Annotated in this window: 22 protein-coding genes and 1 pseudogene; 15 read left to right on the top strand and 8 right to left on the bottom strand. The window is 61.4% G+C overall.

What is annotated here, in order from left to right; translation table 11 throughout:
• Positions 1 to 171: 171 nt before the first annotated feature.
• Both PanNE5_RS22540 and PanNE5_RS22535 read right to left on the bottom strand, forming a co-directional pair.
• Positions 172 to 1,701, bottom strand: coding sequence for a sigma 54-interacting transcriptional regulator (locus PanNE5_RS22540; RefSeq protein WP_261938855.1), 1,530 nt, complete (start codon positions 1,699 to 1,701; stop codon positions 172 to 174).
• Between the two features lie 399 nt (positions 1,702 to 2,100).
• Positions 2,101 to 3,489 carry an NAD-dependent succinate-semialdehyde dehydrogenase gene (locus tag PanNE5_RS22535; RefSeq protein ID WP_017232435.1) on the bottom strand — a complete coding sequence of 463 codons (1,389 nt, stop codon included), beginning with the start codon at positions 3,487 to 3,489 and terminating at the stop codon, positions 2,101 to 2,103.
• A gap of 266 nt (positions 3,490 to 3,755) precedes the next feature.
• Between PanNE5_RS22535 and PanNE5_RS22530 the strand changes: the two genes are divergently transcribed.
• The 6 genes and pseudogenes from PanNE5_RS22530 (at position 3,756) to PanNE5_RS22505 (ending at position 9,570) form a co-directional block, all read left to right on the top strand.
• The gene (locus PanNE5_RS22530; protein ID WP_150564168.1) at positions 3,756 to 4,706 is read left to right on the top strand and encodes an AraC family transcriptional regulator; all 951 of its coding nucleotides are present in this window, start codon (positions 3,756 to 3,758) and stop codon (positions 4,704 to 4,706) included.
• Positions 4,707 to 4,733: 27 nt separating this feature from the next.
• Positions 4,734 to 5,618, top strand: a complete 885-nt coding sequence (locus PanNE5_RS22525) for a LysR substrate-binding domain-containing protein (RefSeq protein WP_261938854.1) — start codon at positions 4,734 to 4,736, stop codon at positions 5,616 to 5,618.
• 152 nt (positions 5,619 to 5,770) lie between these two features.
• Complete coding sequence (locus PanNE5_RS22520) at positions 5,771 to 6,994, top strand: CaiB/BaiF CoA transferase family protein (protein WP_261938853.1); 1,224 nt, start codon at positions 5,771 to 5,773, stop codon at positions 6,992 to 6,994.
• 198 nt (positions 6,995 to 7,192) lie between these two features.
• A pseudogene (locus PanNE5_RS22515) lies at positions 7,193 to 7,321 on the top strand (enoyl-CoA hydratase); the annotation flags it as partial.
• A 44-nt stretch (positions 7,322 to 7,365) separates the two neighbouring features.
• Positions 7,366 to 8,157, top strand: coding sequence for an enoyl-CoA hydratase-related protein (locus PanNE5_RS22510; protein WP_261939893.1), 792 nt, complete (start codon positions 7,366 to 7,368; stop codon positions 8,155 to 8,157).
• 99 nt (positions 8,158 to 8,256) lie between these two features.
• Positions 8,257 to 9,570, top strand: coding sequence for an MFS transporter (locus tag PanNE5_RS22505; protein ID WP_261938852.1), 1,314 nt, complete (start codon positions 8,257 to 8,259; stop codon positions 9,568 to 9,570).
• Positions 9,571 to 9,847: 277 nt separating this feature from the next.
• Here PanNE5_RS22505 and PanNE5_RS22500 read toward each other — a convergent pair whose 3' ends face one another.
• Together PanNE5_RS22500 and PanNE5_RS22495 are read right to left on the bottom strand one after the other, a co-directional pair.
• On the bottom strand, positions 9,848 to 10,579 hold the full coding sequence (locus PanNE5_RS22500) for an ABC transporter substrate-binding protein (RefSeq protein ID WP_150564173.1): 732 nt from the start codon (positions 10,577 to 10,579) through the stop codon (positions 9,848 to 9,850).
• A gap of 184 nt (positions 10,580 to 10,763) precedes the next feature.
• Positions 10,764 to 11,441, bottom strand: coding sequence for an FCD domain-containing protein (locus PanNE5_RS22495; protein WP_017232428.1), 678 nt, complete (start codon positions 11,439 to 11,441; stop codon positions 10,764 to 10,766).
• A gap of 218 nt (positions 11,442 to 11,659) precedes the next feature.
• On the opposite strand from PanNE5_RS22495, the gene PanNE5_RS22490 reads away from it, so the two are divergent.
• The 4 genes from PanNE5_RS22490 (at position 11,660) to PanNE5_RS22475 (ending at position 15,975) form a co-directional block, all read left to right on the top strand.
• Positions 11,660 to 12,958: an MFS transporter gene (locus tag PanNE5_RS22490; RefSeq protein WP_261938851.1), complete on the top strand. Its 1,299-nt coding sequence runs from the start codon at positions 11,660 to 11,662 to the stop codon at positions 12,956 to 12,958.
• 73 nt (positions 12,959 to 13,031) lie between these two features.
• Complete coding sequence (locus PanNE5_RS22485) at positions 13,032 to 13,766, top strand: aspartate/glutamate racemase family protein (protein WP_017232426.1); 735 nt, start codon at positions 13,032 to 13,034, stop codon at positions 13,764 to 13,766.
• 4 nt (positions 13,767 to 13,770) lie between these two features.
• Positions 13,771 to 15,186 carry a dihydropyrimidinase gene (gene hydA / locus PanNE5_RS22480; RefSeq protein WP_261938850.1) on the top strand — a complete coding sequence of 472 codons (1,416 nt, stop codon included), beginning with the start codon at positions 13,771 to 13,773 and terminating at the stop codon, positions 15,184 to 15,186.
• Positions 15,187 to 15,216: 30 nt separating this feature from the next.
• Positions 15,217 to 15,975, top strand: coding sequence for an aspartate/glutamate racemase family protein (locus PanNE5_RS22475; protein WP_261938849.1), 759 nt, complete (start codon positions 15,217 to 15,219; stop codon positions 15,973 to 15,975).
• Between the two features lie 28 nt (positions 15,976 to 16,003).
• On the opposite strand, the gene PanNE5_RS22470 is transcribed toward PanNE5_RS22475, so the two are convergent.
• The 4 genes from PanNE5_RS22470 to PanNE5_RS22455 form a co-directional block, all read right to left on the bottom strand.
• Positions 16,004 to 17,467, bottom strand: coding sequence for a heavy metal sensor histidine kinase (locus tag PanNE5_RS22470; RefSeq protein ID WP_261938848.1), 1,464 nt, complete (start codon positions 17,465 to 17,467; stop codon positions 16,004 to 16,006).
• Positions 17,464 to 18,141: a heavy metal response regulator transcription factor gene (locus tag PanNE5_RS22465; protein ID WP_130025430.1), complete on the bottom strand. Its 678-nt coding sequence runs from the start codon at positions 18,139 to 18,141 to the stop codon at positions 17,464 to 17,466. Before PanNE5_RS22465 ends, PanNE5_RS22470 begins: the two co-directional genes overlap by 4 nt.
• Before the next feature lie 257 nt (positions 18,142 to 18,398).
• Entirely contained in the window at positions 18,399 to 18,695 is a 297-nt protein-coding gene (locus tag PanNE5_RS22460) for a DUF4148 domain-containing protein (RefSeq protein WP_261938847.1), read from the bottom strand.
• Positions 18,696 to 18,912: 217 nt separating this feature from the next.
• Positions 18,913 to 19,554 (bottom strand): LysE family translocator, encoded by a 642-nt coding sequence (locus PanNE5_RS22455; protein ID WP_261938846.1) that lies wholly within the window; start codon positions 19,552 to 19,554, stop codon positions 18,913 to 18,915.
• Between the two features lie 387 nt (positions 19,555 to 19,941).
• On the opposite strand from PanNE5_RS22455, the gene ribA reads away from it, so the two are divergent.
• The 5 genes from ribA to PanNE5_RS22430 all read left to right on the top strand — a co-directional run bounded on the left by ribA (position 19,942) and on the right by PanNE5_RS22430 (position 26,081).
• Entirely contained in the window at positions 19,942 to 20,589 is a 648-nt protein-coding gene (gene ribA, locus PanNE5_RS22450; RefSeq protein ID WP_261938845.1) for a GTP cyclohydrolase II, read from the top strand.
• Positions 20,590 to 21,122: 533 nt separating this feature from the next.
• Positions 21,123 to 21,479 carry a hypothetical protein gene (locus tag PanNE5_RS22445; protein WP_150564181.1) on the top strand — a complete coding sequence of 119 codons (357 nt, stop codon included), beginning with the start codon at positions 21,123 to 21,125 and terminating at the stop codon, positions 21,477 to 21,479.
• 308 nt (positions 21,480 to 21,787) lie between these two features.
• On the top strand, positions 21,788 to 24,541 hold the full coding sequence (gene mgtA, locus PanNE5_RS22440) for a magnesium-translocating P-type ATPase (protein ID WP_261938844.1): 2,754 nt from the start codon (positions 21,788 to 21,790) through the stop codon (positions 24,539 to 24,541).
• Between the two features lie 158 nt (positions 24,542 to 24,699).
• Positions 24,700 to 25,434, top strand: a complete 735-nt coding sequence (locus tag PanNE5_RS22435; protein ID WP_150564183.1) for a transporter — start codon at positions 24,700 to 24,702, stop codon at positions 25,432 to 25,434.
• Positions 25,435 to 25,583: 149 nt separating this feature from the next.
• Entirely contained in the window at positions 25,584 to 26,081 is a 498-nt protein-coding gene (locus PanNE5_RS22430) for an Rrf2 family transcriptional regulator (RefSeq protein WP_017232408.1), read from the top strand.
• The last annotated feature ends 13 nt before the right edge of the window (positions 26,082 to 26,094 follow it).

The raw sequence follows: 26,094 nt of genomic DNA, 5'->3' as shown, positions 1-26,094 counted from the left end.
TCTGCGAGATCGCACATCCATCAAAGCAACGACCGTGCCAGGGCAGGGTAAAAATCTATAGGGTGCTGTATTTGTTATATTTTTTATGGCCGACCACGCTGCAAGCCCAATGAGCACCCAATCCCAAATTGTTGACAATGTCGACAATTTGTCGAACATTGTCAGTCGTATCTAGCCGCAAATTTTCTGCCAGCGATACGAGAACTGACGGGGCGTCAGCCCGAGGCGTTGCGCTGCTCGCGACTTGTTGCCGCCAGCCGAGCGCAATGCCTGACGCAGTTCATCTGCCGAATGTGAGTCGTTCGCCATGTACTGACGCACCCCTTCCGGAATTTGAACCGTCTGCTGCAGGGTCGAACCGGGAGTCTCGAACAGTGGCGCCGGTTCCGTTGCGGGTAGAAACCGTTCAACATCGTCCGAATGGAGTATTGGCCTGTCGGCGAGCAGCACGACGCGTTCGATAAAATTCGAAAGTTCGCGGATATTGCCAGGCCATTGATGGTCCTCGAGCCTTGCGAGTGCATCGGGCGCAAGATTGACGTTGCGCTGGTTTGCCTGGTTTGTACGGCTGAGAAAATGCAATGCCAAAGCGCGAATGTCACCTTTGCGCTCGGCTAACGACGGAAGCCGAATAGGAATAACGTTGAGTCTGTAGTACAGATCCTGTCTGAACAGGCCGTTCGCAACATCGGTTTCCAGGCTTCTGTTCGTCGCCGCCACAAGCCTGACGTCCACCTTGATTTCACGCTTCCCACCTAGCCGGGTTATCGTTCCCTCCTGCAATGTACGAAGCAGCTTTCCCTGCAACGTGAGAGGCAGCTCACCGATTTCGTCAAGGAAGATCGTCCCTGAAGACGCCTGTTCGAACAGCCCCTCTCGCACACCGGTCGCACCCGTAAACGCACCCCGCTCGTAGCCAAACAATTCGGATTCGAAAAGCGTGTCGGGGATTGCTGCACAGTTCACCTTTATGAACGGCTTGTCACGGCGTTGACCCGACAAGTGCAGTGCTCTGGCGAACAGCTCCTTGCCGGTGCCTGAATCGCCGAGCAGCAAGACACTCGCCGATGCATCCGAGACTCGCTCCAGCTCCGAAATCGCTTTAAGCAGCGCAGGCGAAGTCCCCACGATTCCGTACTTTGCGCTCTCATGCTCAAGCGCGTGCATCAACATCTCGTTCTGCTCTTCGAGTGCGCGAGTCTTTGCCTTCATCATCGAATCAAGATGAAGAAGGTGGCCGGCCAGTGTCGACAAGATCCGCAAAATAGACACGTCGCTCGATAATGCACGATTGCGGACACGAATTCGATGGCACGCCAGGACGCCGACGCTTCGATCCTCAATTCGGATGGGGAGCGCGATAAACGACACGGGCCCCGGCGGAAGGCGGTCTCGTTTAACCGCCCGTGCAAGAAAGACATCGTCTCGATCGATGTCCTGCACGATCGTCAACTGGCCATGGCGCAGTACATGCCCCGTTATGCCTTCACCGACCTTGTAGCGCCCGCGTTCGATTTCGTCCGGCTTGAGGCCATACGCATATTGGATTCTGCAACTGTCAGTCGCACCATCGTCCAGAAGCACGATGCGCCCACGGTTCAGCCCGAGGAGCTCGGACATCAGATGGAGCGTTTCACGAAGAATGACGTCCGGCGATAGCCCTTTGCCTACGAGGCTCATTATTTGTTGGAGAAGGAGCATCTCCTGCTCTCTCCAGAATGCCGGCGAATCGCTTTCACTATGCTGGGAACTCATCTGGCCACCCGTGAGATAACAGATCCCATCATAAGATCAACCCGGGCATGAAACATATTCGTGGGCCGAATTCGCCAGCGATGTATGCGCACCCATTCAATAGGGGAAGCAACGAGGCGAGGGCGCCTGGTGAGGGGGGAATAAAGCCGGCCAGACTATGGCTCGATTTTCGGCGAGACGATGGGGGAACCCATATCTCGCGCCCGGCCGTCCACCTTTTGATGTCTTCTTCCAATGCCTAGCTCATCGTCTGAACCTCGAAAATGACGTGAGCGGGTTCTCACTGGGTCAATACATGAACTACCTCCCGATAGTTCATGTATTTGTCCGCACCCCCAATCGAACCTATTGGGCGGCCTCCGCCAACCCAGCCATCAGCACATACTTCACTTGAACATACTCTTCGATGCCGTAATAGCCTCCTTCCCGACCATAGCCCGACTGCTTGACCCCGCCAAACGGAACGGAAGCCGTACCCACCGAGCCTGAGTTCAGGATCACCATGCCTGCCTCGATGTCGCGCGAGAGGCGAAATGCCCGCCCGAGATCGCGGGTAAATGCGTAAGCGACCAGACCGTATTCGGTGGCGTTCGCACGCGCAATCACCTCCTTCTCGGAGGCGAATGTGTAAACCGGGAATACCGGGCCGAAGAGTTCCGTCGAGCAGATATCCATGTCGTCGGCGACGTTCGTGAGGATGGTCGGCGCATAGAAGAGACCACCGTTGTCGTGTCGCCGCCCACCGAGCAACGTTTTCGCACCGCTCTTTTGCGCCTGCTCGACGAGCCGAGACACCTTGTCGAGTGCCGCCTGATTGATCAGAGGCCCCACTACGAAGTCGGGCTGTAATCCCTGGTCGACACGGATTCGCTCGACGGCTTCCGTCAGGCGCTGCACAAAGCGATCGTGAATGCCGGCCTGCACGTAGATGCGGTTCGGCGAGATACAGACCTGTCCAGAGTTGCGTAGTTTTGCCGCAACGAGCCCTGAAATTGCCTGTTCGATGTCTGCATCATCGAACACGATGAACGGCGCGTTGCCACCGAGTTCCATCGTCAGCTTTTTCAGCGTATCTGCGCTTTGCCGAGCGAGCAGCCGGCCGATTTTGGTCGATCCGGTGAACGAAATCTTCCGGATGCGCGAGTCGCTGGTCATCATGCCGCCGATGGACGCAGGGTCGCCCGTCACCATTTCAAAAACACCCTCGGGAATGCCGGCGCGCCTTGCGTATTCAAGCAACTTATAGGCGGTCAGCGGCGTTTCCTCGGCAGGCTTGATGATGATCGTGCAACCGGCCGCGAGTGCGGTAGCGACCTTGCGTGCAATCATCATGAACGGAAAATTCCAAGGCGTGATCGACGCTACCGGGCCGATCGGCTCCTTGGTGACCAGCACTGCAGCATCGGCGGCGTGCGATGGAATCGTATCGCCATACACGCGCCTGGCCTCTTCCGCATACCATTCGATAAAGCCTAGACCATAGTCGATTTCGCCGAGCGCTTCGGTCAGGCACTTTCCGTTCTCGCGCGAGATCAGTTCGGCAAAGTCCTGCCTGTCTTGCCTGACCAGCTCGAACCATTTGCGCAGCAAGTCGCTGCGCTGCCTGGCCAGCTTCCGGGACCATTGAGGAAAAGCAGCGCAGGCGCGATCAATCGCCTCACGCACCTCCTGCTCAGTATGATGCTTGACGTGACCCACCACGCTGCCGTCCGCGGGATTCCTTACTTCGATCATGAAATATCCTTGAGTCCATGTTGGAAGGGTGATTGTCGTGAGCGGGAAATACACTCGAAGCACGCGAAGTGCGCGACGCGCGTCGACCGATGACGCGCCCTCGGCATGACCGCATGCGACAACCTGTGAAAATGTTATGAGCGCGGGACACGGCGGAAAACGCGCATTCGTCTGTGATTCTTGCCTGATCCTATGAGTGGCTGGTGCTTTTCCCGACTCGATGCGAAACTGCGCTCGTCGATCGCTAAGTTTTTTTTGTCGCCGCCATGGAATCCGCATCGAAACGTCAGGGGCGCGTGCGCCAACAGATGATCGAGTTGTTGCTCGAGCTCGCGCCCAATGAGGGCTATAACCTTTCACCGCTGCCAGATATACGCTTCCTGCGTTCGAATCGGTCGTTGACCAGAACGCCAGTGCTCTATGAGCCGGGCATCGTGATCGTGTGCCAGGGGCGCAAGCGCGGCTTCTGGGGCGATCAGGTCTATCTTTACGATGCCCAGCGCTATCTGGTGGTCTCGGTGCCGTTGCCGTTTTCGATGGAGACCGACGCGAGCGAAGCCGAGCCGTTACTGGCGATTTATTTGCGGCTGGATTTCGGCATTGCCGCCGATTTGCTGCTACAGCTCGAGGAGCACGAAGCGATGACGCCGATGCCACCTCGCGGCATGGCAACCACCACGCTCGATATACCGCTGGGGCAGAGCGTCTTGCGCTTTTTGCAGGCCATGTTGAATCCTCTTGAGGCTCAGATCCTCGGGCCGGCGCTGGTGCGGGAAATCTATTTCCGGGTTTTCTTGGGCGAGCAGGGCGGCTCGATGCGCGCCGCTTTGAGTCGCCAAGGCAATTTCGGCCGCATTTCCCGCGCGATCCGCAAGATTCATACAAATTTTGCGGAACCGTTGACGGTGGAGGAACTCGCCGCCGAAGCGCGCATGAGCGTGCCGACTTTCCATGTGCACTTCAAGGCGGTGACCGACACCTCGCCCCTGCAGTACATCAAGTCCACGCGCTTGCATCAGGCGCGGCTCCTGATGGCGCGGCTCGGCACGACCGCGGCGGCGGCGAGTAGCCAGGTCGGTTATGAAAGTCCGTCTCAATTCAGTCGCGAGTTCAAGCGGCTGTTCGGCGGCAGCCCATTACAGGAAATCGCGCGCATGAAGCGCAATTTTGCGCTGCCCGACGAAGGCGCGCCGTCGATTTTTGTATCGTCGCACTAACCCATACTCTCTGGACAATCCTCGAACATGGCCCGCCGCGACTCGCTTCCGCCACTCAATCCCACGCGCGCCTTCGAGGCGACCGGGCGTCTGCTCAGCATTTCCAAGGCGGCCGACGAGTTAGCCGTCACCCCAGCGGCGGTGAGCCGGCAGGTCAGGGCGCTCGAGGATTTTCTGAAGGCGCCGCTGTTCGAACGGGTGCGCGGCGGTCTCGTGTTGACCGCGGTGGGCGCTCGTTATCTGTCGGAGTTGATGCCGCTCTTCGCCACGCTGCGCGAAGCGACGGAGGCGATCGTGTCTGGCAGCCAGAGCAACAACGTGCTGCGCATCCGCTCGCCGGCCACGTTCGCGGTGCGCTGGCTGATTCCGCGGCTCGCCAGCTTTCACCGGCTAAATCAAAACATCGATGTGCAATTGACCACGTCGTCGGCGCCGCTGAACTTCGCGCTGGAAGACATTGACGCGGGCATTCAACTGGGCGATGGCGACTGGCCCGGCATGAACACGCAGCGCCTGATTCCCAACGAACTGGTGCCGGTGGCTGCGCCCATGCTCACCTTGAAAAGGCCGAGACAGCTCGAAAGTCAAACACTGCTGCATTCGCTCGCTCGCGCCGACGACTGGGGGCTGTGGCTGGCCGCCGCGGGCGTGTCGAGAATCAACGCGCTGCGCGGCATGCGTTATGAGACATCGCTGCTGGCCTACCAGGCGGCGATCGAGGGGCACGGCGTGGCGATCGCACAGAAGGCGCTGGTCGAGAAGGATTTGAACGACGGCACGCTGGTCATCCCGTTTGGGCCGACACTCGATCGCGGCGCATACACCTACTATTTCGCATGGCCCTCGGGCAAGCGGCAGACAGCGGCGTTGCGCGCGTTTCGCGAATGGCTTGCCACGGTGGTGCAAAGCTAGCGCTTGCGATGCGGCACATCGCTTTACAAAAAGTCAAAAGGTACGATCAATAAAGTCGTTTGTCCGCGCTACGCGCGCTCTCTATCCTGTTCTCAATGGCTGCAAATCAGTGACGCGAATGTCATTTGCAGCGCGGAACTGGATAGGAAAAAATGATAAGAGACAGTCTTCAAGGCATACGCGTGCTGGATTTTTCGCACGTGCTGGCCGGGCCGGTTTGCTCCATGATGCTTGCAGATCTCGGTGCGGACGTGGTCAAGATCGAGCCGCCGTTCGGTGAGCTGGGGCGCAAGATCGGCCCACCATGGATCAACGGCGAGAGCGTCGCCAATCTCAGTGTCAATCGCAATAAGCGCAGTCTGGCGATCGATCTGAAAACCGAGGCTGGCCAGAGAACGATAAGGGAGATGGTTCGGCAGGCCGATGTGATTGTCGAGAACTTCCGGCCCGGCGTCATGGCGACGTGGGGTCTGGATTATGCGTCGCTTGAAGCAACTCACGGCAAGCTTGTTTACTGCTCGATCTCCGCGTTTGGACAAACCGGCGCCTCGCGCTGTCGTCCCGCCGTGGACGGCATCATTCAGGCCGCCAGCGGGCTAATGAGCACGCTCGGTGAGCCAGGTTCGGCGCCGTTGAAGGTACCGGTTCCTGTGGCGGACATGGTGGGCGGCTATATGGCCACCATTGCCGTGCTCGCGGCACTGCACCAGGTCCGATGCAGTGGCGCGGGCCAACATCTGGACATTAGCTTGTTTACGGCGGCCGTTACGCTGCAGCAGGTCGGCTTCACGTCGTTTCTCGCCTCCAACACTGACCCAGAAAAGGTCGGCAGCGCGGCGCCTTACGCGTCGCCCAATGAGGCGTTCCAAACCCGAGACGGCTGGTTGATGATTGCCGCCTATCACCCGCACAGATGGGCGTCGCTTTGCGAGGTGCTTGACTTGCCTTATCTCGCATCGGACCCGCGCTTTGTCACCAACACGGATCGCGTGCGCAATCGGGCTGCCCTGCGCCGCGCGCTGGGGGAATGCTTTGCGACCCGCACCACATCCGAATGGCTCGACGTGTTGGCCGCTCGCGACATTCTGTGCGCTCCGGTTTCGACGTACAGGGAGGTGGTGGATTCTCGCGAGTATCGCGAAAGCGGAATCGATTCTAGCGTCGATCATCCGATTGCCGGCAAGGTGCGGCTGCCTGGCTTTGCCCTTGGCAAAAGCGACGACACGCGTGGAGCGGATGTCGCCGCGCCGCTAGTCGGGCAGCACTCAATTGAGGTTCTCGCGGAATACGGTGTTACCCACGAGGAGATCACCAGGCTGATCGGCCTGGGCGTGATTCAGACCGCCGCTGCGCAAGATGCGCCGGTCTCTCTGTAGGAGGTGGGGGTGACGTGCGCTCCCGTACTTGTCGAGAAGCATCGACGGGTCACGTTGCTCAGGCTGGCATCTGACAATCCATGCAATCCGCTAACTGACGCGCTTGGTCGGATCGATGCCGACGACCCAGTGCATGCAACTTTCATCACTGGCTCAGACAAGACATTTGCAGCGGGCGCTGACATATGCCCATCCGTTGAGTCGTCCCTGGGCGACGGTCTGTTATTCGAGCGACGGCTTTTTCATGCTGGCTTCGCGTTGCACGATCAGAAGGAAGGCATGGCGGCGTTCTTGCAGAAGCGAGCGCCGGAATTTCTCAATAAGTGAGTATCTGTATGAATCGCTACGCAATGAACACCAGACAGGATGTCATGACGACCGACAACGCTCAAAGCGAAGGATTGGTCTTGACCCGCGTCGTCAACGGCGTGATGACAATCACGCTGAATGAACCGAAAACCGGTAACGCGCTCGATGTGGCGATGACCGAAGCGTTGGCAGACGCCCTGGAGCGGGCGAGCGGGCTTTCGAACGTGCAATGCGTTTTGCTCCGGTCCTCCGGCAAGCATTTCTGCACGGGGGGTAATGTGAAAGATATGGAGGCTGGCGCCGATCTGATGCAAGGCTCTATCGAGGCGGTCAGGGAGCGCCTCGCGGGTAGCCTGCATCGCATTCCCCGCGCGTTGCATGCGTTGCCGGTGCCATCTATCGCCGCCGTCAATGGTGCCGCAGTGGGCGCGGGATTCGATGTTGCATTGATGTGCGATTTGCGCATTGCCGCGGAAAATGCCCGTTTCTCGGAAAGCTTTCTGCGACTGGGTTTGGTCTCCGGCATCGGCGGGGCCTGGTTCCTTACTCGGATTGTCGGGGTCGCCAAGACAATGGAGTTGACGCTGACCAGCGAATTCATCGATGCGTTCCAAGCGCTTGATGCCGGCATCGTCTCGCGAGTCGTGGCCGTCGACGCATTGGACGCGGAGGCGGAGCGACTGGCTGAAACAATCGCCAACAGCCCTCCACACGCTTTGCGAATGGCCAAGCAACTGGTTCGCCAATCGGCGGAAGCATCGTTGCCGACAGCCTTGGAGATGGCCGCATCGATGCAGGCCATTCTTCTTTGCGGTGAAGAGCACAAGGCCGCGGTTCGCCGGTTTCTCAAGTGAAGCGTTGGCAGACGACGTGCGCTATGTAATACAAATAAAAATCAATGGAAGGAGACAGTCATGAACACGCATCATCGCCAACCGGCGGCGCTACGGCAAATGTTGAAGATCATCACAACCTCGAGCTTGGGAACGATGCTCGAGTACTACGACTTCTTCGTGTACGTCGCGCTGACGGGCACACTGACGCAATTGTTTCTGCCGTCGCAGGACAGAACCGTCGCTGCGCTCGCGGGCGTCGCGACTTTTGGCATTGCTTACCTCGCGCGACCCATCGGCACGATTATCTTTAGCCCTATGGCGGATCGTATCGGGCGCAAAAAGACCTTTGTCATCACACTTGTGTTGATGGGTGTCGCGACTGTCGGCATCGGTTGCTTGCCGACTTATGGCGCAGTCGGGGTGGCCGCACCCGTCGCCTTGCTGGTGCTGCGCGTTACGCAAGGCATTGCGCTCGGTGGGGAGTATGGCTCAGCTGTGGTCTATGTGGTCGAATACGCACCGCAGGACAAGCGCGGCATGTTCACGAGCGTCTTGCAGAGCACGGCCGGGGTCGGCCTGTTGCTCGCCCTGGCGATAGTGTCTGCATTGCGACTGACGCTTGACGCCCACGCATTCGCCACTTGGGGTTGGCGCGTGCCTTTCCTGGTCTCCGCACCGATCGTCGCGATTGCAACGATGATTCGGTTGGGCATGAAGGAGACGCCGGTGTTCGTGGAAATGCAGGCAAGCGGGCGTTTGTCGAAAGCGCCCCTGTCCGACACGGTGACCAGCAAATCCTCATGGAAAGCCATTCTGGTTGCGATTTTCGGTGCCCAAGGGGGCACTTCGGTATCGTTGTACACGTCGATTGTCTACATGCTGTACTTTCTGCAGAACGTGCTCAAGGTGGAACCGACTCACGCCAGTCTTTGCGTGGCGGTTGGCATCATAATCGCGACGCCTATGTTCCCGGTGTTTGGCCGCTTATCCGATCGAATCGGACGAGCACGGGTGATGTTCATCGGCATACTGCTATGGATGGCCAGCGCGTATCCGACCTTTGCCGGGATCCGCACGGGTGTGCTCAACGAGGCCTGGGGTGTGGTCGCGGCACTTATTACGGTACTCGCCGTGTTGACCGCCATGATCATGGCGCCGCTACCCGCATTTATCGCCGAGTGCTTTCCGCCTCAGAGTCGGACAACCGGATTCGGACTGGCGCAGCAACTGGGCAACATCCTGTTCGGCGGATTTTTACCGCTCATCAGCCTGTCGCTGGTAGCGCTGACCGGCAACCAACTGGCAGGGGTGGCCTATTCGATTGCGTCACTGGTGCCCTGTCTTGCGGTTACCTATTTCTGGGGATTAAAACGAGATCGCGCCAATCGCCGGCCGGATTTGATGAACGCGCCGGCACCGGCTGGCAAATAATACGTCCGGCAACACTTTGCCCTCACGTGCTGTCGGTGAACACAGCGATAATCCGCAAATTATCGCTGTGGAGCATGACCGGTCCAGGCATGTCCGTCAGCATTCATGGAGCAACAAATCAGCTGCATGTGGCGACAGTCCATGACGGGGATGATCGGCAAGTGTGAACTTCACACATCGTCGACGCATGTTCGATTCGGAGAAGGAGCTTCGACGATGACGAATCGGTCAACTTTCGTTCGCCGCCTTTGGCTTCGTGGTGGATGCGTAAGTCGCCTCACGCCGCAGGCGCAACGCTGACCCCCGTCACACCATGACGTTGCATGGCATCTGCCACGAAACCCTCGCGTTTCATGTCTTCCACAAACGTCTTCAGAAATGCCACAGCCGCCTCGCCGCGCGTGATCGGCATACCCATGGCTTGCTGAATGACCATGAAACGCTCGTCGAGCAGCCGATAGCCCGTCAGTGCGGCCACGTCGTGTTCGAGCTGTTGCTTCACGCCAGCGGCCACTTCACAGCCCGTTTCGATGAACGTCTTGACCACCGTCGGCGACGTGGGCGCGCGCACGATGTCCGCGTGCTTGAGTTCGCGCGTCAGGAACAGGTCATACGCGCTGCCTTTACCGACGACCACGCGCGTGCCCGCCTGATCGACCTCGGCGTTGGTCTTCACCGGCGAGGCGTCGCGCACCAGGTAAAAGCCTTCGATAAGCAAGTACGGTGCCGTGAAACCGATCGTCGTGGCGCGGCGCGGATCGATGGCGAAAAAGCCCACGTCGGCCTGCTCGTTCGTCACCGTCTCCACCGATTTGCCAGCGGCATCGACCACGACAAGCGCAAGCTCGACGCCCAACCGCTTCGCCAATTCACCCGCCAGATCGACTGAAATGCCGACCGGCCTGGATTGGGCGTCAAGCCCCGCCAGAATCGGATTGCCAAGGTTGATGCAGGCACGCAGCACGCCAGTCGGCGCAAACGCGGCAAGGAGAGTCGAATCGAGCGTCATGGTCAGGATCGGGAGGTCTGGGGTTCGAGAATATCGGCAATCTTGCCGATGGCGTCGATGGTGTGGCACAGAGGGGCGTTCGGTACACCGGCACCGGTCGTAAGATTGGCTTGCGCCAACGCTCAGGCCATCCCGACGCGCCTTCTCACCAGTGTCCCTGCGGCCGATGCGTGGGCGCGACGCGTCAGCTTGCCCCGATCTCGCGTCCGCGACGGTGGGGTTCGCCGAGCCGAATGGCCTCGGCGACCACGCTCAGCACTTCGGTCCCTGTGTTCTCGGAGTGCGCCTTGAGCACCTCGCCCAAGTGCGGCCGTCCGGCTTCGCGCAGGGCCGCCATGATCCGGTCGTGCTCTTCGTGCGATTCCTGCCAACGCGAAAGATCCGCGTTCGCGGCGCCGCGTGCGCGGTGCACCTTGCTCATTAATGTGGCATAGAGCGACGAGAGCACCGGGTTGCCCGCGCCGTCCACGATCATCTGGTGAATCTGCTGGTTGATCCGGAAGTACTCCGTTCGAAGCCCCTTGCCGTGCGCGTCGAGCATCTGCTCGTGCTTCCGTTCGATCGCGGCCAGCGCGCTCTCGGTCAATCGCCGAGACGCCAGTTCGCCCGCCATGCCCTCCAGGCCATGGAGGACTTCAAACGTCGCGCGAAGCTCGTCGAGATCGAGTGGCGCGACCCGGTAGCCGATGTATTGCCGGTGCAGCACCAGCCCCTCGGACACCAGCGTCTTGAGCGCTTCACGCAACGGCGTCTTCGAGACGTCGAACATTTCGCAAAGCGCCTTCTCATCAATACGCTCGCCCGGCGGCAGCTCGCCTTCTTCGATCATGACGCGCAAGCGCGCCGTAATCTCGGCCGCCATGCCTAGCGTGCGGAGTTTGAGGGACTTCTGGAGGGGGAGGGTCACGGTCTCGAGCGTGTTTATCAGTGTCATAAACATCCTACCATATAGGGAAATCCCTAGAATAGATTTCAATAAAATCAATTATTTACCGATATTGTAATTACAGATTACAGATTCTATACTCACTCTCAAGTCGCGACGAAAGCTATGTAAGTCATCTACTCTGGAGATTCACCATGCAGTCGACAGGCAGGGTTGCCGCTATGGCAGGCACGAAGAGCGCTGTGCGCTGGAAGATTTTTTTCTTGATGCTGTGTCTGATCTCGATCAACTACATCGATCGGGCGTCGTTGTCGGTGGCCATGCCGCTGATCTCGAAGGAGTTCGACCTCACGCCCGCGATGGAAGGGTTGATCCTAAGCGGATTCTTCTGGACGTATGCCGTCATGCAGATTCCGGGCGGCATGCTGGCCGACAAGCACAAGCCGCGCATCGTGATCGCGTTGGCCACGGTCTTCTGGGGCATCTTTCAGGCGGCGGCCGCCCTGTGCACCAATGCCACGTCGTTGCTGCTCACGCGTTTCGGGCTCGGCGCGGCCGAGGCACCGATCTATCCGGCAGGCGGCAAGTTGAATGCCATCTGGATGACGCAGTATGAACGCGGCCGCGGTGCCACGTTGCTCGACGGCGGCGCCCCGCTGGGGGCCGCCCTCGGCGCCATCATCATCACCTGGCTTATCACGATGCTTGGCTCATGGCGTCTGGCGTTCGTCGTCGCGGGCGTTGGCACTGTGCTCGCCGGCTACGTCGCCTGGCGCTACATTCGCAACACCCCGCGCGAACACCCGGGCGTGAACGACGAAGAGGCGACCTACATCGAGGAAGCGCAAGCAAACGAGCACCGCGCCGAACCGGCCAACCTCTCCGGTCGTTCGCTCGATTTCTTCAAATACCGTTCCGTGTGGTGCATGGCGCTGGGCTGGATGTGCTTCAACACGGTCTTCTACGGGCTGCTGACCTGGATGCCGAACTACCTCCACAAGGTTCACGGGTTCGATATCAAGCAGATGGGCGGCGCCAGCTTCATCATCTTCTTCTGCGGCTTTATCGGCGAGCTGTTCGGCGGCTGGGTCGGCGACAAGTGGAAGGCCGCGGGCGGCTCACCCAACAAGGTCATGCGTACCCTCTTCGGCATTGCCGCCGTGATCGCGACCGCATCGATCTTCTCCGTGGCGTATGTGAAGAGCGATGTCATCACCGTGGTGCTGCTGTCCTCGACGCTCTTCTTCCTGCGCTGGTGTGGCCTGTACTGGTGCATTCCGTCCATTCTCGGCACGCGCAACAAAGTCGGGTTCCTCGGCGGGGTGATGAATCTCGGCGGCAACATCGGGGGCATCAGTGTGCCGCTGATCGTCGGCGTGATCGTGCAGACCACCGGTTCGTATTTCCTCGCGCTGATGTTCTTCGCGGCCGCTGGTGTCGGGTTGTTCATCTGCTCGACGCTGATCGACTACGAACGCAAGCTTCCGGTTTGATTCATCGGATACACGTTTCTCCCTTGATCGGCACGCCGCCCAGGCGGCCGGTCATCGCATTTTTGGTACGACCATGACGACCCAAAAACGTAAATTGCTTGGCATGCTCACGCCGTCTTCCAACACCGCGCTGGAACCGATTACCAGCGCGATGGTGGCTGACCTCGATCATGTCTCTGTCCATTTCTCCCGCTTTCGCGTCACGCAGATTTCTCTCGGCGAGAACGCGCTCGGCCAATTCGACCTGGAAAAGATTCTCGACGCGGCGCGGCTCCTCGCCGACGCCGAAGTCGATGTCATTGCGTGGAACGGTACGTCTGCCGGGTGGCTGGGCTTCGAGACCGACGAGGCGCTGTGCCGACAGATCACCGAAACGACAGGCATTCCCGCCACCACGTCCGTGCTGGCGCTCAACGAGATCCTCGCGCGGACCGGCGTGACCGAGCTCGGTCTCGTGACGCCGTATCTGGAAGATGTGCAGCAACGCATCGTTGCGAACTATGCGCGTCAAGGCATTCGTTGCACGGCAGAGCGCCATCTGGGGCTGAGCAAGAACTTCGAGTTTTCCGAGGTCAGCGCGCAGACGCTGGAGGCACTCGTCAACGAGGTGGCGCAAGCGCGCCCGCAAGCCATCACCACGTTCTGCACCAACCTGCACGCCGCGCCGCTCGCCCGCGCGCTGGAAGCCAAGACCGGCATTCCCGTGTACGACACCATCTCGACGGTGCTCTGGAAGTCGCTGCGGCTCGCCGGCGTCGACACGCGCGCCCTGAGCGACTGGGGTCAACTGTTCCAGCAAGGAGAGTAAGACGATGAGCGACACCTTCGATCTGGTCATTCGGCACGCTGACGTGGTCACGGCCGCCGATCGCTTTACTTGCGACATCGGCGTGCGCGACGGCGTGATCGCCGCGCTGGGCCGGAACCTGGCCAGCGGTGCGCGTGAGGTCGACGCCTCGGGATTGCTCGCGCTGCCTGGCGGTGTCGACGGCCACTGCCATCTCGACCAGCCGATGCCGGACGGCCTGCGCATGGCCGATGACTTCTTCACCGGTACACGCGCCGCCGTGTGCGGCGGCACGACGACGGTGATCCCGTTTGCCGCGCAAGAGAAGGGCGGTTCGTTGCGCGCAGCCGTCGACGACTATCACCAACGCGCCGAAGGGCGCGCGGTGGTGGACTACGGGTTCCATCTGATCGTTGCGGACCCAACGGAGAAGGTGCTCCGCGAAGAGCTGCCGCAATTGATTCGCGAAGGGTACACGTCGTTCAAGATCTACATGACCTACGACGATCTGAAGCTCTCGGACCGCGAGATTCTGGAAGTGCTGTCCGTGGCCCGCGAGCATGGCGCGCTGGTGATGGTGCATGCGGAGAATTCGGATTGCATCGCATGGCTGACGGACAAGCTCGTCGGGCAGGGTCGCATTGCGCCGAAGTTCCATGGCCTCGCGCGGCCGGCGGCCGTCGAGCGCGAAGCCACGCACCGCGCGATCACCTTCGCCGAACTGGTCGACGTGCCGATCCTGATTGTTCATGTCTCGGGCAAGGATGCCATCGGTCAGATTCGCTGGGCACAGGGCCGTGGCATGCAGATTCTGGCCGAGACCTGCCCGCAATATCTGTATCTGAGCGCCGAGGACATGAATCATCCGGGCGATGACGGTTACGCGGGCGCCAAATGCGTTTGCAGTCCGCCGCCGCGCGATGCCGACAACCAGGAGGCCGTGTGGAAGGCGTTGAAGCAAGGCGTGTTCTCGGTGTTCTCGTCGGATCACGCGCCGTTCAACTATGAAGATCCGCAAGGCAAGAAGCCGGGCGGCAAGCCGCAGTCGTTCGAGCATATCCCCAACGGCATTCCCGGCATTGAGACGCGCCTGCCCTTGCTGTTCGATGGCGTGCATCGCGGACGCCTGTCGATTCATCAGTTCGTCGAGCTGACGTCCTACCGTCCGGCGCGGCTTTACGGTCTGTATCCGCGCAAGGGCACCATCGCCGTGGGTGCGGACGCCGACATCGTGCTGTGGGACCCGGAGATGCGCACGACGATTCGCAACACCCAACTGCATCATGCCGTCGACTACACGCCGTACGAGGGGCGCGAGGTCGTCGGTTGGCCGGTGCACTGCTTCTCGCGTGGCGAACAACTCGTCGCCAGTGGGCAATATCTGGCGCCGGTTGCCGGGCGCGGGCGCTTTCTGCCCGCAGACGCGCCGTCGCTGGTGTGACGCAAAACAACGACAGTGGCAGGAGATTTCATGCGCTTACTTGTAGTGAATCCCAACATCTCGACGAGCGTGACGGGGCTGATCGAAGCCGAAGCCCGTCGCGCCGCATCGCCGGAGACGACGCTCGCCTTCGCGACGGCGTCGTTCGGCGTGGCCTACATCGAGACGCGTTTCGAAGCGCTCGTCGGCGGCTATGCCACGGCGTGTGCTGCTGCGGAACAGACGGGCACGTTCGATGGTCTCGTGGTGGCGGCGTTCGGCGACCCGGGGTTAGGGGGGATCAAGGAGCTATTCGACGTGCCGGTGGTCGGCATGACCGAAGCGGCGTTGGCGAGCGCGTGCCTGCTCGGCGCGCGCTTTTCGATCATTGCCATCTCGCACCGGATTCAAGCCTGGTATCGGGAGTGTGTCGAAGCGAACGGGCTGACGTCGCGGCTCGCCAGCATTCGCAGCCTGACGTCGCCGTTGCGCGATATTGCGACCGTGCAGGAGGACCACGCAGAGCGCCTCATCGAACTGAGTCGGCAAGCCGTGGAGGAAGACGGCGCAGACGTGATCGTGGTGGCGGGTGCGCCGCTGGCAGGACTGGCGCGGACATTGTGCGATCGCATTCCGGTGCCGGTCGTCGATGGCGTTTCCAGCGCGGTCCGGCATTGCGAGTCGCTGGTGGCATTGCAGCCGGGCGTGGCGCGGCTGGGCAGTTTTCAGCGCCCGCCCGCGAAGCCGCACGCGGGGCTGCCGCTCGCCGTGAGCCGGATGCTTGAAGCGCCCGGGGCACGGGACGTTTGATGCCGGAGATTGCCCGGCAAAAACACCGTCACCGTTGGGGCCACGACAGGCAGAATGTCGTTCTGCCGTCGCGGCTCGTGACGGCGACGCGCCCGTCGTGAAGCCCCATGATCGTTTGCACAATGGCGAGCCCCAACCCGGCCGAAGCGCCGCTGGTGCCGACGCCCGACGGCTGCCGACGTGATTTGTCCCCCCGGTAGAAGCGGTCGAAAATGCGTTCGATATCTTCATCGTCGATCGCGACGCCGGGGTTGGACACGGATACGTCGACTCGGCCTGCCTTGACCTCGGCGGAAATTTCAATCGTGCCGACATGGGTATGCCGGATCGCATTGGCGAGCAGGTTCCCCACGGCTCTGCGGAACAATTCCAAATCGGCTTTCAGCATCGTATCGGCGCGGCCTGATACGTGAATCGCCGACCCGGCCTCGTCTGCCAACCCTTCAAAATAGCCGGCTATGTTCCCGAGTTCGTCGGCAACATTGAACACTTGCATATGGGTAATGAATTGGGGGTGCTCCGCTCGCGCGAGAAACAGCACGTTCTCGATCATCCGCGATAGGCGGTCGCACTCCTCGAGATTCGACGCCAGCAAATTTTCATATTCGTCGACGCTACGCGGTCGACGAAGGGCGACCTCGGTTGCCCCTTTGATGTTGCCAATGGGCGTTCGCATGTCATGGGCGAGGTCCGCCGTGAACTGGAACAGTCGCTGAAACCCTTCCTCCAGGCGCGCCAGCATTCGATTGAGCGACATTGCCAACGCGCTGAGTTCCGTTGGCGATTGCACGACCTGTAGGCGGGCATCGAGACGGGTCGCAGTAATGTCGGTGGCGTCAGCGGTCATTTGGCGTAGCGGCCGAAGGGCAAATTGAATCAACAGATAGGTGGCAAGCATCGTGACCAGGCTGCCGACGATGCCCGCCATGGTGAGCTGATCCCGGTATTTGTCCAGCAACCGGAGCGGGGCCCTGACATCGCGAACCACGATCCCGTTCAAACGGGTGCCGTCGCGAAGCTGAACGTCAAATGCAACGCTCCTGACCGGGATTTTCTGATCCGTTGTCCACGCGACGACATCCGACGAGGCGATCTTGGCGTTGTCGGACACGCGCGCCTGCTGCAACGGTATGGTGGCAGGGTCGAGCCGGACGCCTTTGTCCGGTGCGGAATCCAGGTCATCAATGACCTGGTTCGGGCCATAGGAGAGGAGACGATCGCCTTTCGGGTCGAACAGCACGAGGGACAAGGCGCGATCGCCCAGCACGGCACTCACCAAGCGGGGCGTGTGCGACTTCACATCGTCCTTGGTCTCGAGTTCGGACGCCAGACGTCGCACGTGGCGGCTGGCCAGTACGACATCCGAGTCGAGCTCTGTCTTGACCTGACGGTCCAGCGCTACATATAGGTAGCACCCCACGAGGACAAAAACGGCAAGTAGCGTGACGCCGAACGACAGGGCCAGCGTTGCGGCAAGGGAACGGCGAATCATGATTCGTCTCGGACCTCGAGCACATACCCTACGCCACGCACGGTATGTATCAGCTTTAGCGCTTGGTCATCATCGATTTTCGACCGTAGCCGGCGGATGGCAACTTCGACGACGTTGGTGTCGCTGTCGAAGTTCATGTCCCAGACATACGAGGCGATTTGCGTACGCGTGAGCACTTCACCTTGTCGGCCCGCGAGCAGTTGTAACAAGGCAAACTCGCGCGGCGTAAGTTCGATCCGATGGCCGGCCCGTTTGACACGCCGGCGCAGCAGGTCGATCTCCAGATCCCCGACGCGCAGCGTTTCCGAGTCTCGCGGAGGCCCCCGCCTGGCAAGCGTACGGACCCTGGCCAGCAGCTCAACGAAGGCGAAAGGTTTGACGAGATAGTCGTCGCCCCCGGCCTCGAGGCCGCGAACCCGATCGTGGACGTCGTCCAGCGCCGTGAGAAACAACACGGGCGTTCCCTTGGTCGCGCGAAGGCGTTTGACCACGGCCCATCCGTCCATGACGGGAAGCATGACGTCCAGAATGATGACGTCGTACTCCTCTTCCTGCGCAAGCAGGAGCCCTTGCGCGCCATCGGTTGCCAAATCCAACGAGATGCCGGATTCCTCGAATCCCTTTTTCAGGTAGGCGCCGGTCTTCGGTTCATCTTCAATCAACAGAACGCGCATGCTTTGTCGCCTCGGAATAGGCGCGTCGCGCCGCATTGGCCGACGCTACGCTTGCCCATGATAGCCGAACGCGGAACGCGTCTTGAACGCCATATCGGCGATAGTCCGCTCCGGGCGTTGTGTCGGCGCGTTGTCACGTGCGAGCGGCTTCGCGGCGCCTGACCTGTTGACGAGCCGTGCGGCACGGCGGACGAGCCACGGTGCAATTTCCATTGCCGCCGGTGACCGTTCGCCGTGCGCATCAACTCGCGACACGATCACGAGCCAACGTACGTCGCCGCCGCGTCGTTCGTGCTTTGCTGGCTAAGGACTTGCGGTGCCGAGCCAAGGCTCGACGCGCTCGCGGTGTGGGGTTGCGATTGCAGCATGGCTTCTGCAGCCTGAATGTTGTCCGGATAGTGAGTGTTGCTCGCGGAGGGAACATAGCCAGCGTTCTCCATCTGAACGAGCTCATGCTCAACGCTTGCACGTGTTGTCGGCGATGCCTGAGCAAACGACAGGGCGGGGATGGCGAGCGCGCAAGCGACGATGACGGACTTTACGATCGATTTCATGATGTTTTGCCTCAACGGTTTGGTTGTGAGTGCCAACGCGAACACTTCGCGCCGGCCGGTCCCGCCGTGACGTTGGCGTCTCAGCGTTGAAGGCATTTTGCGGTGCGGGGGCTGACCCGATCGTTACTGGGAGATTACAAAAATGAAAGGTGTCGGCGGGGGGGCAGGCAGCAGGGCGGCGGGGCGGGGAAGGTCCCGGAACGCGAGGGAAGCGGCGTTACCGCGTTGAACCGTTCGACGTTGCCAGCGCAGCGACGCCAAGGCTGATGTACAGCAGACCGGTCACATACTTCCCGGCCCCGGGCTTTGCGCGCCGGCGGGTGAGCGCCTTGCCGATGGTGCGCGCGAGTGCCGCGTAAGTGATGTCGCTCAACGCACCGACGCACACGAGCAATACGCCGAGCGTCGCGATTTGCAGCGGCACATGGCCAGACTCGGGGTTCACGAATTGCGGCAGGAAGGCGGCGATGAAGAGCCCCGTCTTCGGATTGAGCAGATTGACGAGAAAGCCTTTCTTGATCGATGTGCCGAGCATGCGTGCTGGCGGCAGCGGCGCGGTGCCGAGCGCCGCGGGTTGGCTGCGCATGGCCTTCACGCCGAGAAAGATGAGATAGGCCGCGCCGAGCGACTTGATCACGCTGAACAGCAGTGGGGAGGCCAGCAACAGGGCGGTCAATCCGCCCGCCGCGAGGGCAACGTGGACAAGCGTGGCCAGCATCACACCAAAGCACGACGCCAACCCGAAGCGAAATCCCTGGCTGGCGCTCGCCGTCGCGATGTAGATCGTATTCGGTCCCGGAATCGCAACGAGCACGGCGACGGTGACCAGAAAGTAGGGAAGCACGGTGATATCGATCATGGGGCAGAGGGAGTGGCGCGATCGGTGACGCAACCGAAGGCGCGGAAGCATTGGCCGGTGTCGCAGGCATGACGGTGCGCTCGGGCATCGTAACATCGTGACGGCTGGCGCAATGGGGGCACGATGGTCTCGTTGGCGTCCTTGCCGGGTCGGCGCGGCGCGACACGGCGCCGTAGCCGACCCAGTGCGCGACGTGCCGCAGCGCGTCATACGTCAGATCGACGTTGACTGGACGCTGGCCGGGTGTCAGCCGAGGATCAGGCGCCGTGAAACGGTGTGTTGCATGCCGCTGCCGGCCGAAATTCGGAAATGGCGTTACACTTCTAGCGCACGCCCCGCCATCCGGTGGCGGGCGACTCCCAAATTTCGTCCTGTTTGAACGTCAACATGAAGTCCCCTGGTACTGCCTCTGCCACGCCCGCGTGCGACGCTGGCGAATGCGTCGAGCTTGTCGCAACGGCGACCCTGCCGACCCGATACGGCACCTTCACCTCTCACGCGTTTCGCGTCAAGGGCAGCGACAACGAGCACCTCGCGCTGGTCATGGGCGATGCCGGCGGCGATGCGCCCACGCTCGTGCGTCTGCACTCCGAATGCCTGACGGGGGACGTCTTCGGTTCCTATCGCTGCGATTGCGGAGAGCAACTCGATGCGGGGATGCGCAAGATCGCCGAGGAAGGGCGCGGCGTGATGCTGTACCTGCGGGGCCACGAAGGGCGGGGTATTGGCCTGAGCAACAAGATTCGCGCGTATTTGCTGCAGGAACAGGGCCGCGATACCGTCGAGGCCAATCTCGATTTGGGCTTGCCCGACGACGCCCGTGAATACGACTCGGCAGCCGCGATTCTGCGCATTCTCGGCGTGCGTTCGGTGCGCCTCATGAGCAACAATCCGAAGAAGTTCGACACGCTCGCGAAGCACGGTATCCCGGTGTGCGAGCGCGTGGCGCTCGACATCCCGATGCGCGAAGAGAACGAACGTTATATCCGCACCAAGCAGGTCAAGTTCGGACATTACTTCGAAGAGAACGAGTAAGCCCATGTCGCGCAGCGCCGCGACGCGCTTCACAATGAACGCGCACATCCTGTCCGCGAGGCGGGCGTTAGTCATACGTCGGCCGAAACGCCTGATCTGTGGCGGGCCCGTCGCGCGCTTCACTTCGAAGGAAACGCCGAGCGTTATGGGCAAATTCCCATCTCGTGTGCGGCGCAGCAATTTGTACTTGACGTTGCAATTTGGCAGCAGTTACCATCCGCCCTGTCTTCCACTTAAGGGGTTTGTCCGTGAATTCCGATGCCAGTAGTAGTCGACCTTTGATCGACTGATTGCCTGAGGATCCACAGCCATTCCCTGTGCCGCGTCCTCATGCAGGATGCGGTGTCTAGCGCCACCGAACGCTCGTCTTGAGCGTGACCGCTCCGGCGCAATTCCCGCAGAAATTTCACTGTTGTGCCCGTGAGGGGCGTTGTCGTCTTGCGCATGCGTTTGGCATCGCAACGGAGCGCCCGCACCGGCCGGCCGTCCGTGCCGTGCGCGGTAAGGACGATTCGCAGCCATGCGAGGAAATCATGCGCGCTATTCAAACGTTGCAAACTTTTCAGGCTTTCCAGAGCCCGCCGACGCTCCCCACCCCGGTGTCGCGTCTGACCATCGTCTGCCTGGCCGATGCCCTTGGGGCATTGCGCAAGCAGATGTTCATCGATCTCACTGCCCTCGGCCTGCGTGCCACGCGCGTCAGCATCACACGCTGGAGCGATCGCGACGAAGCCTCGGCCACCGTCACGCTCGACTGTCCGGCCGCTTCGCGCGCGTCGCTCACTTCGCTCGTCATGCGCCTGTCCGGCGAGCGCAGCGTGCGCCGCGTGTACTGGTCCGACGATGCCGCCCGACACGCGAGCGCTGGCGCCAGGTCCACACACGGCTGATTCCGTCGTCCCTGTCGCAACGGTGTTTCTTGCCAGACAGAGCGCCAGTGCCTGCCGGTGTACCGAAAATAAAAATGTAAGGAGTCCAATATGGAAGATGGAAGTAGTCGAATGAGGCCCGTCGGGACCCTGTGCTTGGCACGTGGGGTTCCGACGGGCGATCCACAAATCTTTTCACCATCACCGACCGCGCGCCGCGCGGCGCGGCTGGATACGTTCGCGCGTTTTTTTCGGAGACATGACCTCCGGTAGCGCCTGACGAGACCGGCCGGCCGCCATACCCGCGTAAGCCGCGCCAGGAATTCGTCATGAACAAGCAGCTTCACTCGCGCCGCAAGCAGCGCGGCTTCGTCGAACGCTCGACATCCTCAGACCTGCCGCCCGTCGGCCCCGACGTCGTTGCCCGGCTCGCCAATGAACCGCTGCAGGACGTCCTGCACACCCTCGACAGCGACCTGAAAGGTCTCACGCTCGCCGACGTCGGTCAGCGCCAGACACGCTACGGCCCTAACGAAATCGCGCACGACAAGCCGCCGCACTGGGCGGTGCAATTGTTCGGCGCCTTCAAGAACCCCTTCGTGATGGTCCTGCTGGCGCTCGCCACCGTCAGCTATTTCACCGACGTCTACTTCGCCGATCCGGGCGATGAAGACTACATGGGCATCTCCATCCTGCTCACGATGGTGACGATCAGCGGCCTGTTGCGCTTTTTCTCCGAGTTCCGGTCGCTGCGCGCGGCCGAGAAGCTCAAGGCGATGGTGCGCACCACGGCCAGCGTTCGCCGCCGTGTGACGGCGACGGGCGAGCCGGAGCGTCACGAGGTCGCCATGCGCGAGCTGGTCGTGGGCGACATCGTGACGCTCCAGGCGGGCGACATGATCCCGGCCGACCTGCGTTTGATCGAATCGCGCGACCTGTTCATCAGTCAGGCGGTCCTCACGGGCGAAGCGCTGCCCGTCGAGAAGTACGACACGCTGGGTGCCGTCGCGCAAAAGTCCGCCGAGACGACGGCCGGGCAGGGCAATGCGAACCTGCTCGATCTGTCCAATATCTGCTTCATGGGCACAAACGTGGTCAGCGGCACGGCCACCGGCGTGGTCGTCGCCACGGCGGGCGACACGTATTTCGGCGCGCTGGCAACGAACGTAGTGAGTCACAAGCGGGTCGAGACGAGCTTCGATCGCGGCGTGAATAGCGTGAGCTGGCTGCTCATTCGCTTCATGCTGGTGATGGTGCCGGTCGTCTTCATGATCAACGGTCTGACCAAGGGCGACTGGGTGAGCGCGCTGACGTTCGCGCTGGCCGTGGCCGTCGGTCTGACGCCGGAAATGCTGCCGATGATCGTGAGCGCCAACCTGGCGCGCGGCGCCATGGCGATGTCGCGCCGCAAGGTGGTCGTCAAGCGCCTGAACTCGGTGCAGAACTTCGGTGCCATGGACGTGCTGTGCACCGACAAGACTGGCACGCTCACGCAGGACCGCATCATTCTCGAACAACATCTCGATGTGGCGGGCGACGAGCGCGAAGACGTGTTGCGTCTGGGCTGGCTCAACAGCTATCACCAGAGTGGCCAGCGCAACCTGATCGATGTCGCGATCATCCGCCGTGCCAACGAGATCGGCGAGGCGGTGCAACCGCGCGACTTCGCCAAGATCGACGAATTGCCGTTCGACTTTGTGCGCCGGCGCCTGTCGGTGGTGGTGGCCGACGCGCACGGCGAGCACCTGATGATTACCAAGGGCGCCGTCGAGGAGATGCTGTCCGTCTCCACGCACGTGCAGACCCCCCAGGGCGTGCGCGCGCTCGACGATGCGGCTCGTGCCATCCTGCTGGCGCGCGCCGAGGCATACAACGCCGACGGGTTCCGCGTGCTCGTCGTGGCGACGCGCGACATCCCGGCAGGCGAGACGAAGACGCAGTACAAAACGTCCGACGAAGCGGGACTGACGGTCTGCGGCTTTCTGACCTTCCTCGATCCGCCCAAGGACTCGGCCGCCCCGGCCATCGCCGCCTTGCGCGAGCATGGCGTGACGGTAAAGGTGCTGACCGGCGACAACCCGATCGTCACGATCAACGTGTGCCGTCAGGTCGGCCTGGAACCCGGCACGCCGCTGCTCGGCACGGACATCGAACCGATGGACGACGCCACGCTGCGCGAGGCGGTCGGTCGCACGACTGTGTTCGCCAAGCTCGCGCCGCTGCACAAGGCGCGCGTGGTCAAGGCCTTGCAGGCCAACGGTCACACGGTGGGCTTCCTGGGCGACGGCATCAACGACGCCCCCGCCCTGCGCGATGCCGACGTCGGCATCTCGGTGGATACCGGTGCCGATATCGCCAAGGAAACCGCAGACATCATCCTGCTCGAAAAGAGCCTGATGGTGCTGGAGGAGGGCGTCATCAAGGGCCGCGAGACCTTCGGCAACATCCTCAAGTACCTGAACATGACGGCCAGCTCGAACTTCGGCAACGTGTTCTCGGTGCTGGTGGCGAGCGCATTCCTGCCGTGGCAGCCGATGCTCGCGATGCAATTGCTCGTGCAGAACCTCGTGTACGACATCTCGCAAATGTTCCTGCCATGGGATCGCATGGATCCGGAATTCCTCAAGAAGCCGCGCAAGTGGGACGCGGGCAACATCCGGCGCTTCATGCTGTGGCTCGGACCGACCTCGTCGGTGTTCGATATCACGACCTATGCGCTGATGTGGACGGTGTTCGGTGCGGGCGCGCTGTATCACGCGCATGGCGGCGATGCGGGGCAGGTCATCATGAACTCGGGCTGGTTCGTCGAAGGGCTGGTGTCGCAGACGCTGGTCGTTCACTTGCTGCGCACGCAGAAGATCCCGTTCCTGCAAAGCACGCCGGCGCTGCCGATCATGCTGTCGACGACGGTGGCGATCGCGCTGGCCTGCTGGCTGCCTTACTCGCCCTTTGCCGAAGCGCTGGGCTTCGTGGCCCTGCCGGGGACGTACTTCTACTGGCTGGCTGCGACCATGCTCGGCTACATCGCTCTCGCCCAAGTGGTGAAGACGATCTACATCCGCCGCTTTGGCCGCTGGTTCTGATCGGGTATCGGCCGCGTCAGCCGAGACGGCCGAATCGTTACCGCCATTGATTTCATACAACGCTCCCGCCCGGCCGGGCGGGAGCTGACAATCACACACACACGCTCGCCCCGCCGCTCGCCGCGCCGGGGCGGCACACGTAAGCAAGAGAACGACTCATGAAGAAGCAACTGATGTCTCTGGCGCTGCTCTGTCCGCTCAGCGCCTTCGCCGCCCATCCGCTGGTGTCCGACGATACCGGCACACAGGGCGACGGCAACTGGCAGTTCGAGACCAATGGCGAAGTGACGTCGAAGCAGCCGGAAATCGGCCGCCAGACGCTCTGGAACAGCACGCTCACCCGAGGGGTGGGAGAGACGCTCGATCTGTATGTCGACGTGCCCTATACGCACCTTCAAAACCGCTCGGACGCCGCCGGCAATGGTGTTGGCGATGTGGAGACGGGCGCCAAGTGGCGGATGTACGACGACGGGGCGTTCAGCATCGGCCTCAAGCCGTACCTGAGTTTCCCTACGGGTAACGACCAGCGCGGGCTTGGCAGCGGTCGGGTGAACGCCGGGGCGACCTTGCTCACGCAATACGAGATCGACAAATGGACGTTTCTGTTCAACGCCGGGGCCGCTTATCAGCCGAACCGTCAAGGCGATCGCCAGTCATTGTGGAAGGTCTCAGGGGCGGTGCTGTATCGCGTGTTGCCGACAACGCAGCTCATTCTGGATGTGGGCGCTTCGCAGAACCCCGACTTCACGCAGCGGACGCACCCGGCGTTCATGATTCTCGGTGCGATCTACAGCCCGAAGTCGTGGCTGGATCTGGACGTCGGCTATCGACGCGGCCTCAATCCGCAGACGTATGACTATTCCTGGATGGGCGGGATGACCGTGCGCTGGTAAGGCGAACCCTTGGCGAGTCGAGGCATACCGGCGGCGCATGGGTTCGGCGCAGCATAAGATGCCTATGAAAGCCATGTTAAACTGGTTCGCGATAGTTGCAGGCGGCACCCGGTGCCGCCTGCCCCGTTCCTGCAGCGCTTCCCCGTCGAATGCGACTCACCGACCACACCGATTACAGTTTGCGCACTCTGATCTACGTCGCGGTTCACCCCGACGAGTTGGTGCACGTGCAGGCCGTGGCCGATGCGTTCGACATCCCCAAGAACCACCTCGTGAAGATCGTGCAGAAGCTCGGCCAACTGGGCTACTTGCACACGGTGCGCGGGCGCTCGGGCGGGATTCGACTGGGACGCGCACCGGAGCGCATCGGGCTTGGCGAAGTGGTGCGGGCGATGGAGCCCGACTTCGCGATGGTCGAGTGCTTCCACCAAGGCGATAACGCCTGTGTCATCACGTCGGCGTGCAACCTGCGCGGCGTGCTGGGCGAGGCGTTGCGCACCTATTTTGCGGTGCTCGACCGCTACACGTTGGCCGATCTGGTCGGCCAACCCACCGAGTTGCGTCGCTTGCTCGGGGATGCGGTGGCCGCGGTGATCCCGGTGGCGGACATCAAGGTCAAACGACGCGTCACCGAATCGTCCTCCTGAATCGCCTTGGGGG

Origin of the sequence: Pandoraea sp. NE5 (assembly GCF_024363545.1) — a bacterium.
GTDB lineage: Bacteria > Pseudomonadota > Gammaproteobacteria > Burkholderiales > Burkholderiaceae > Pandoraea > Pandoraea cepalis.
This window is presented reverse-complemented; position numbering and strand designations above follow the sequence as displayed.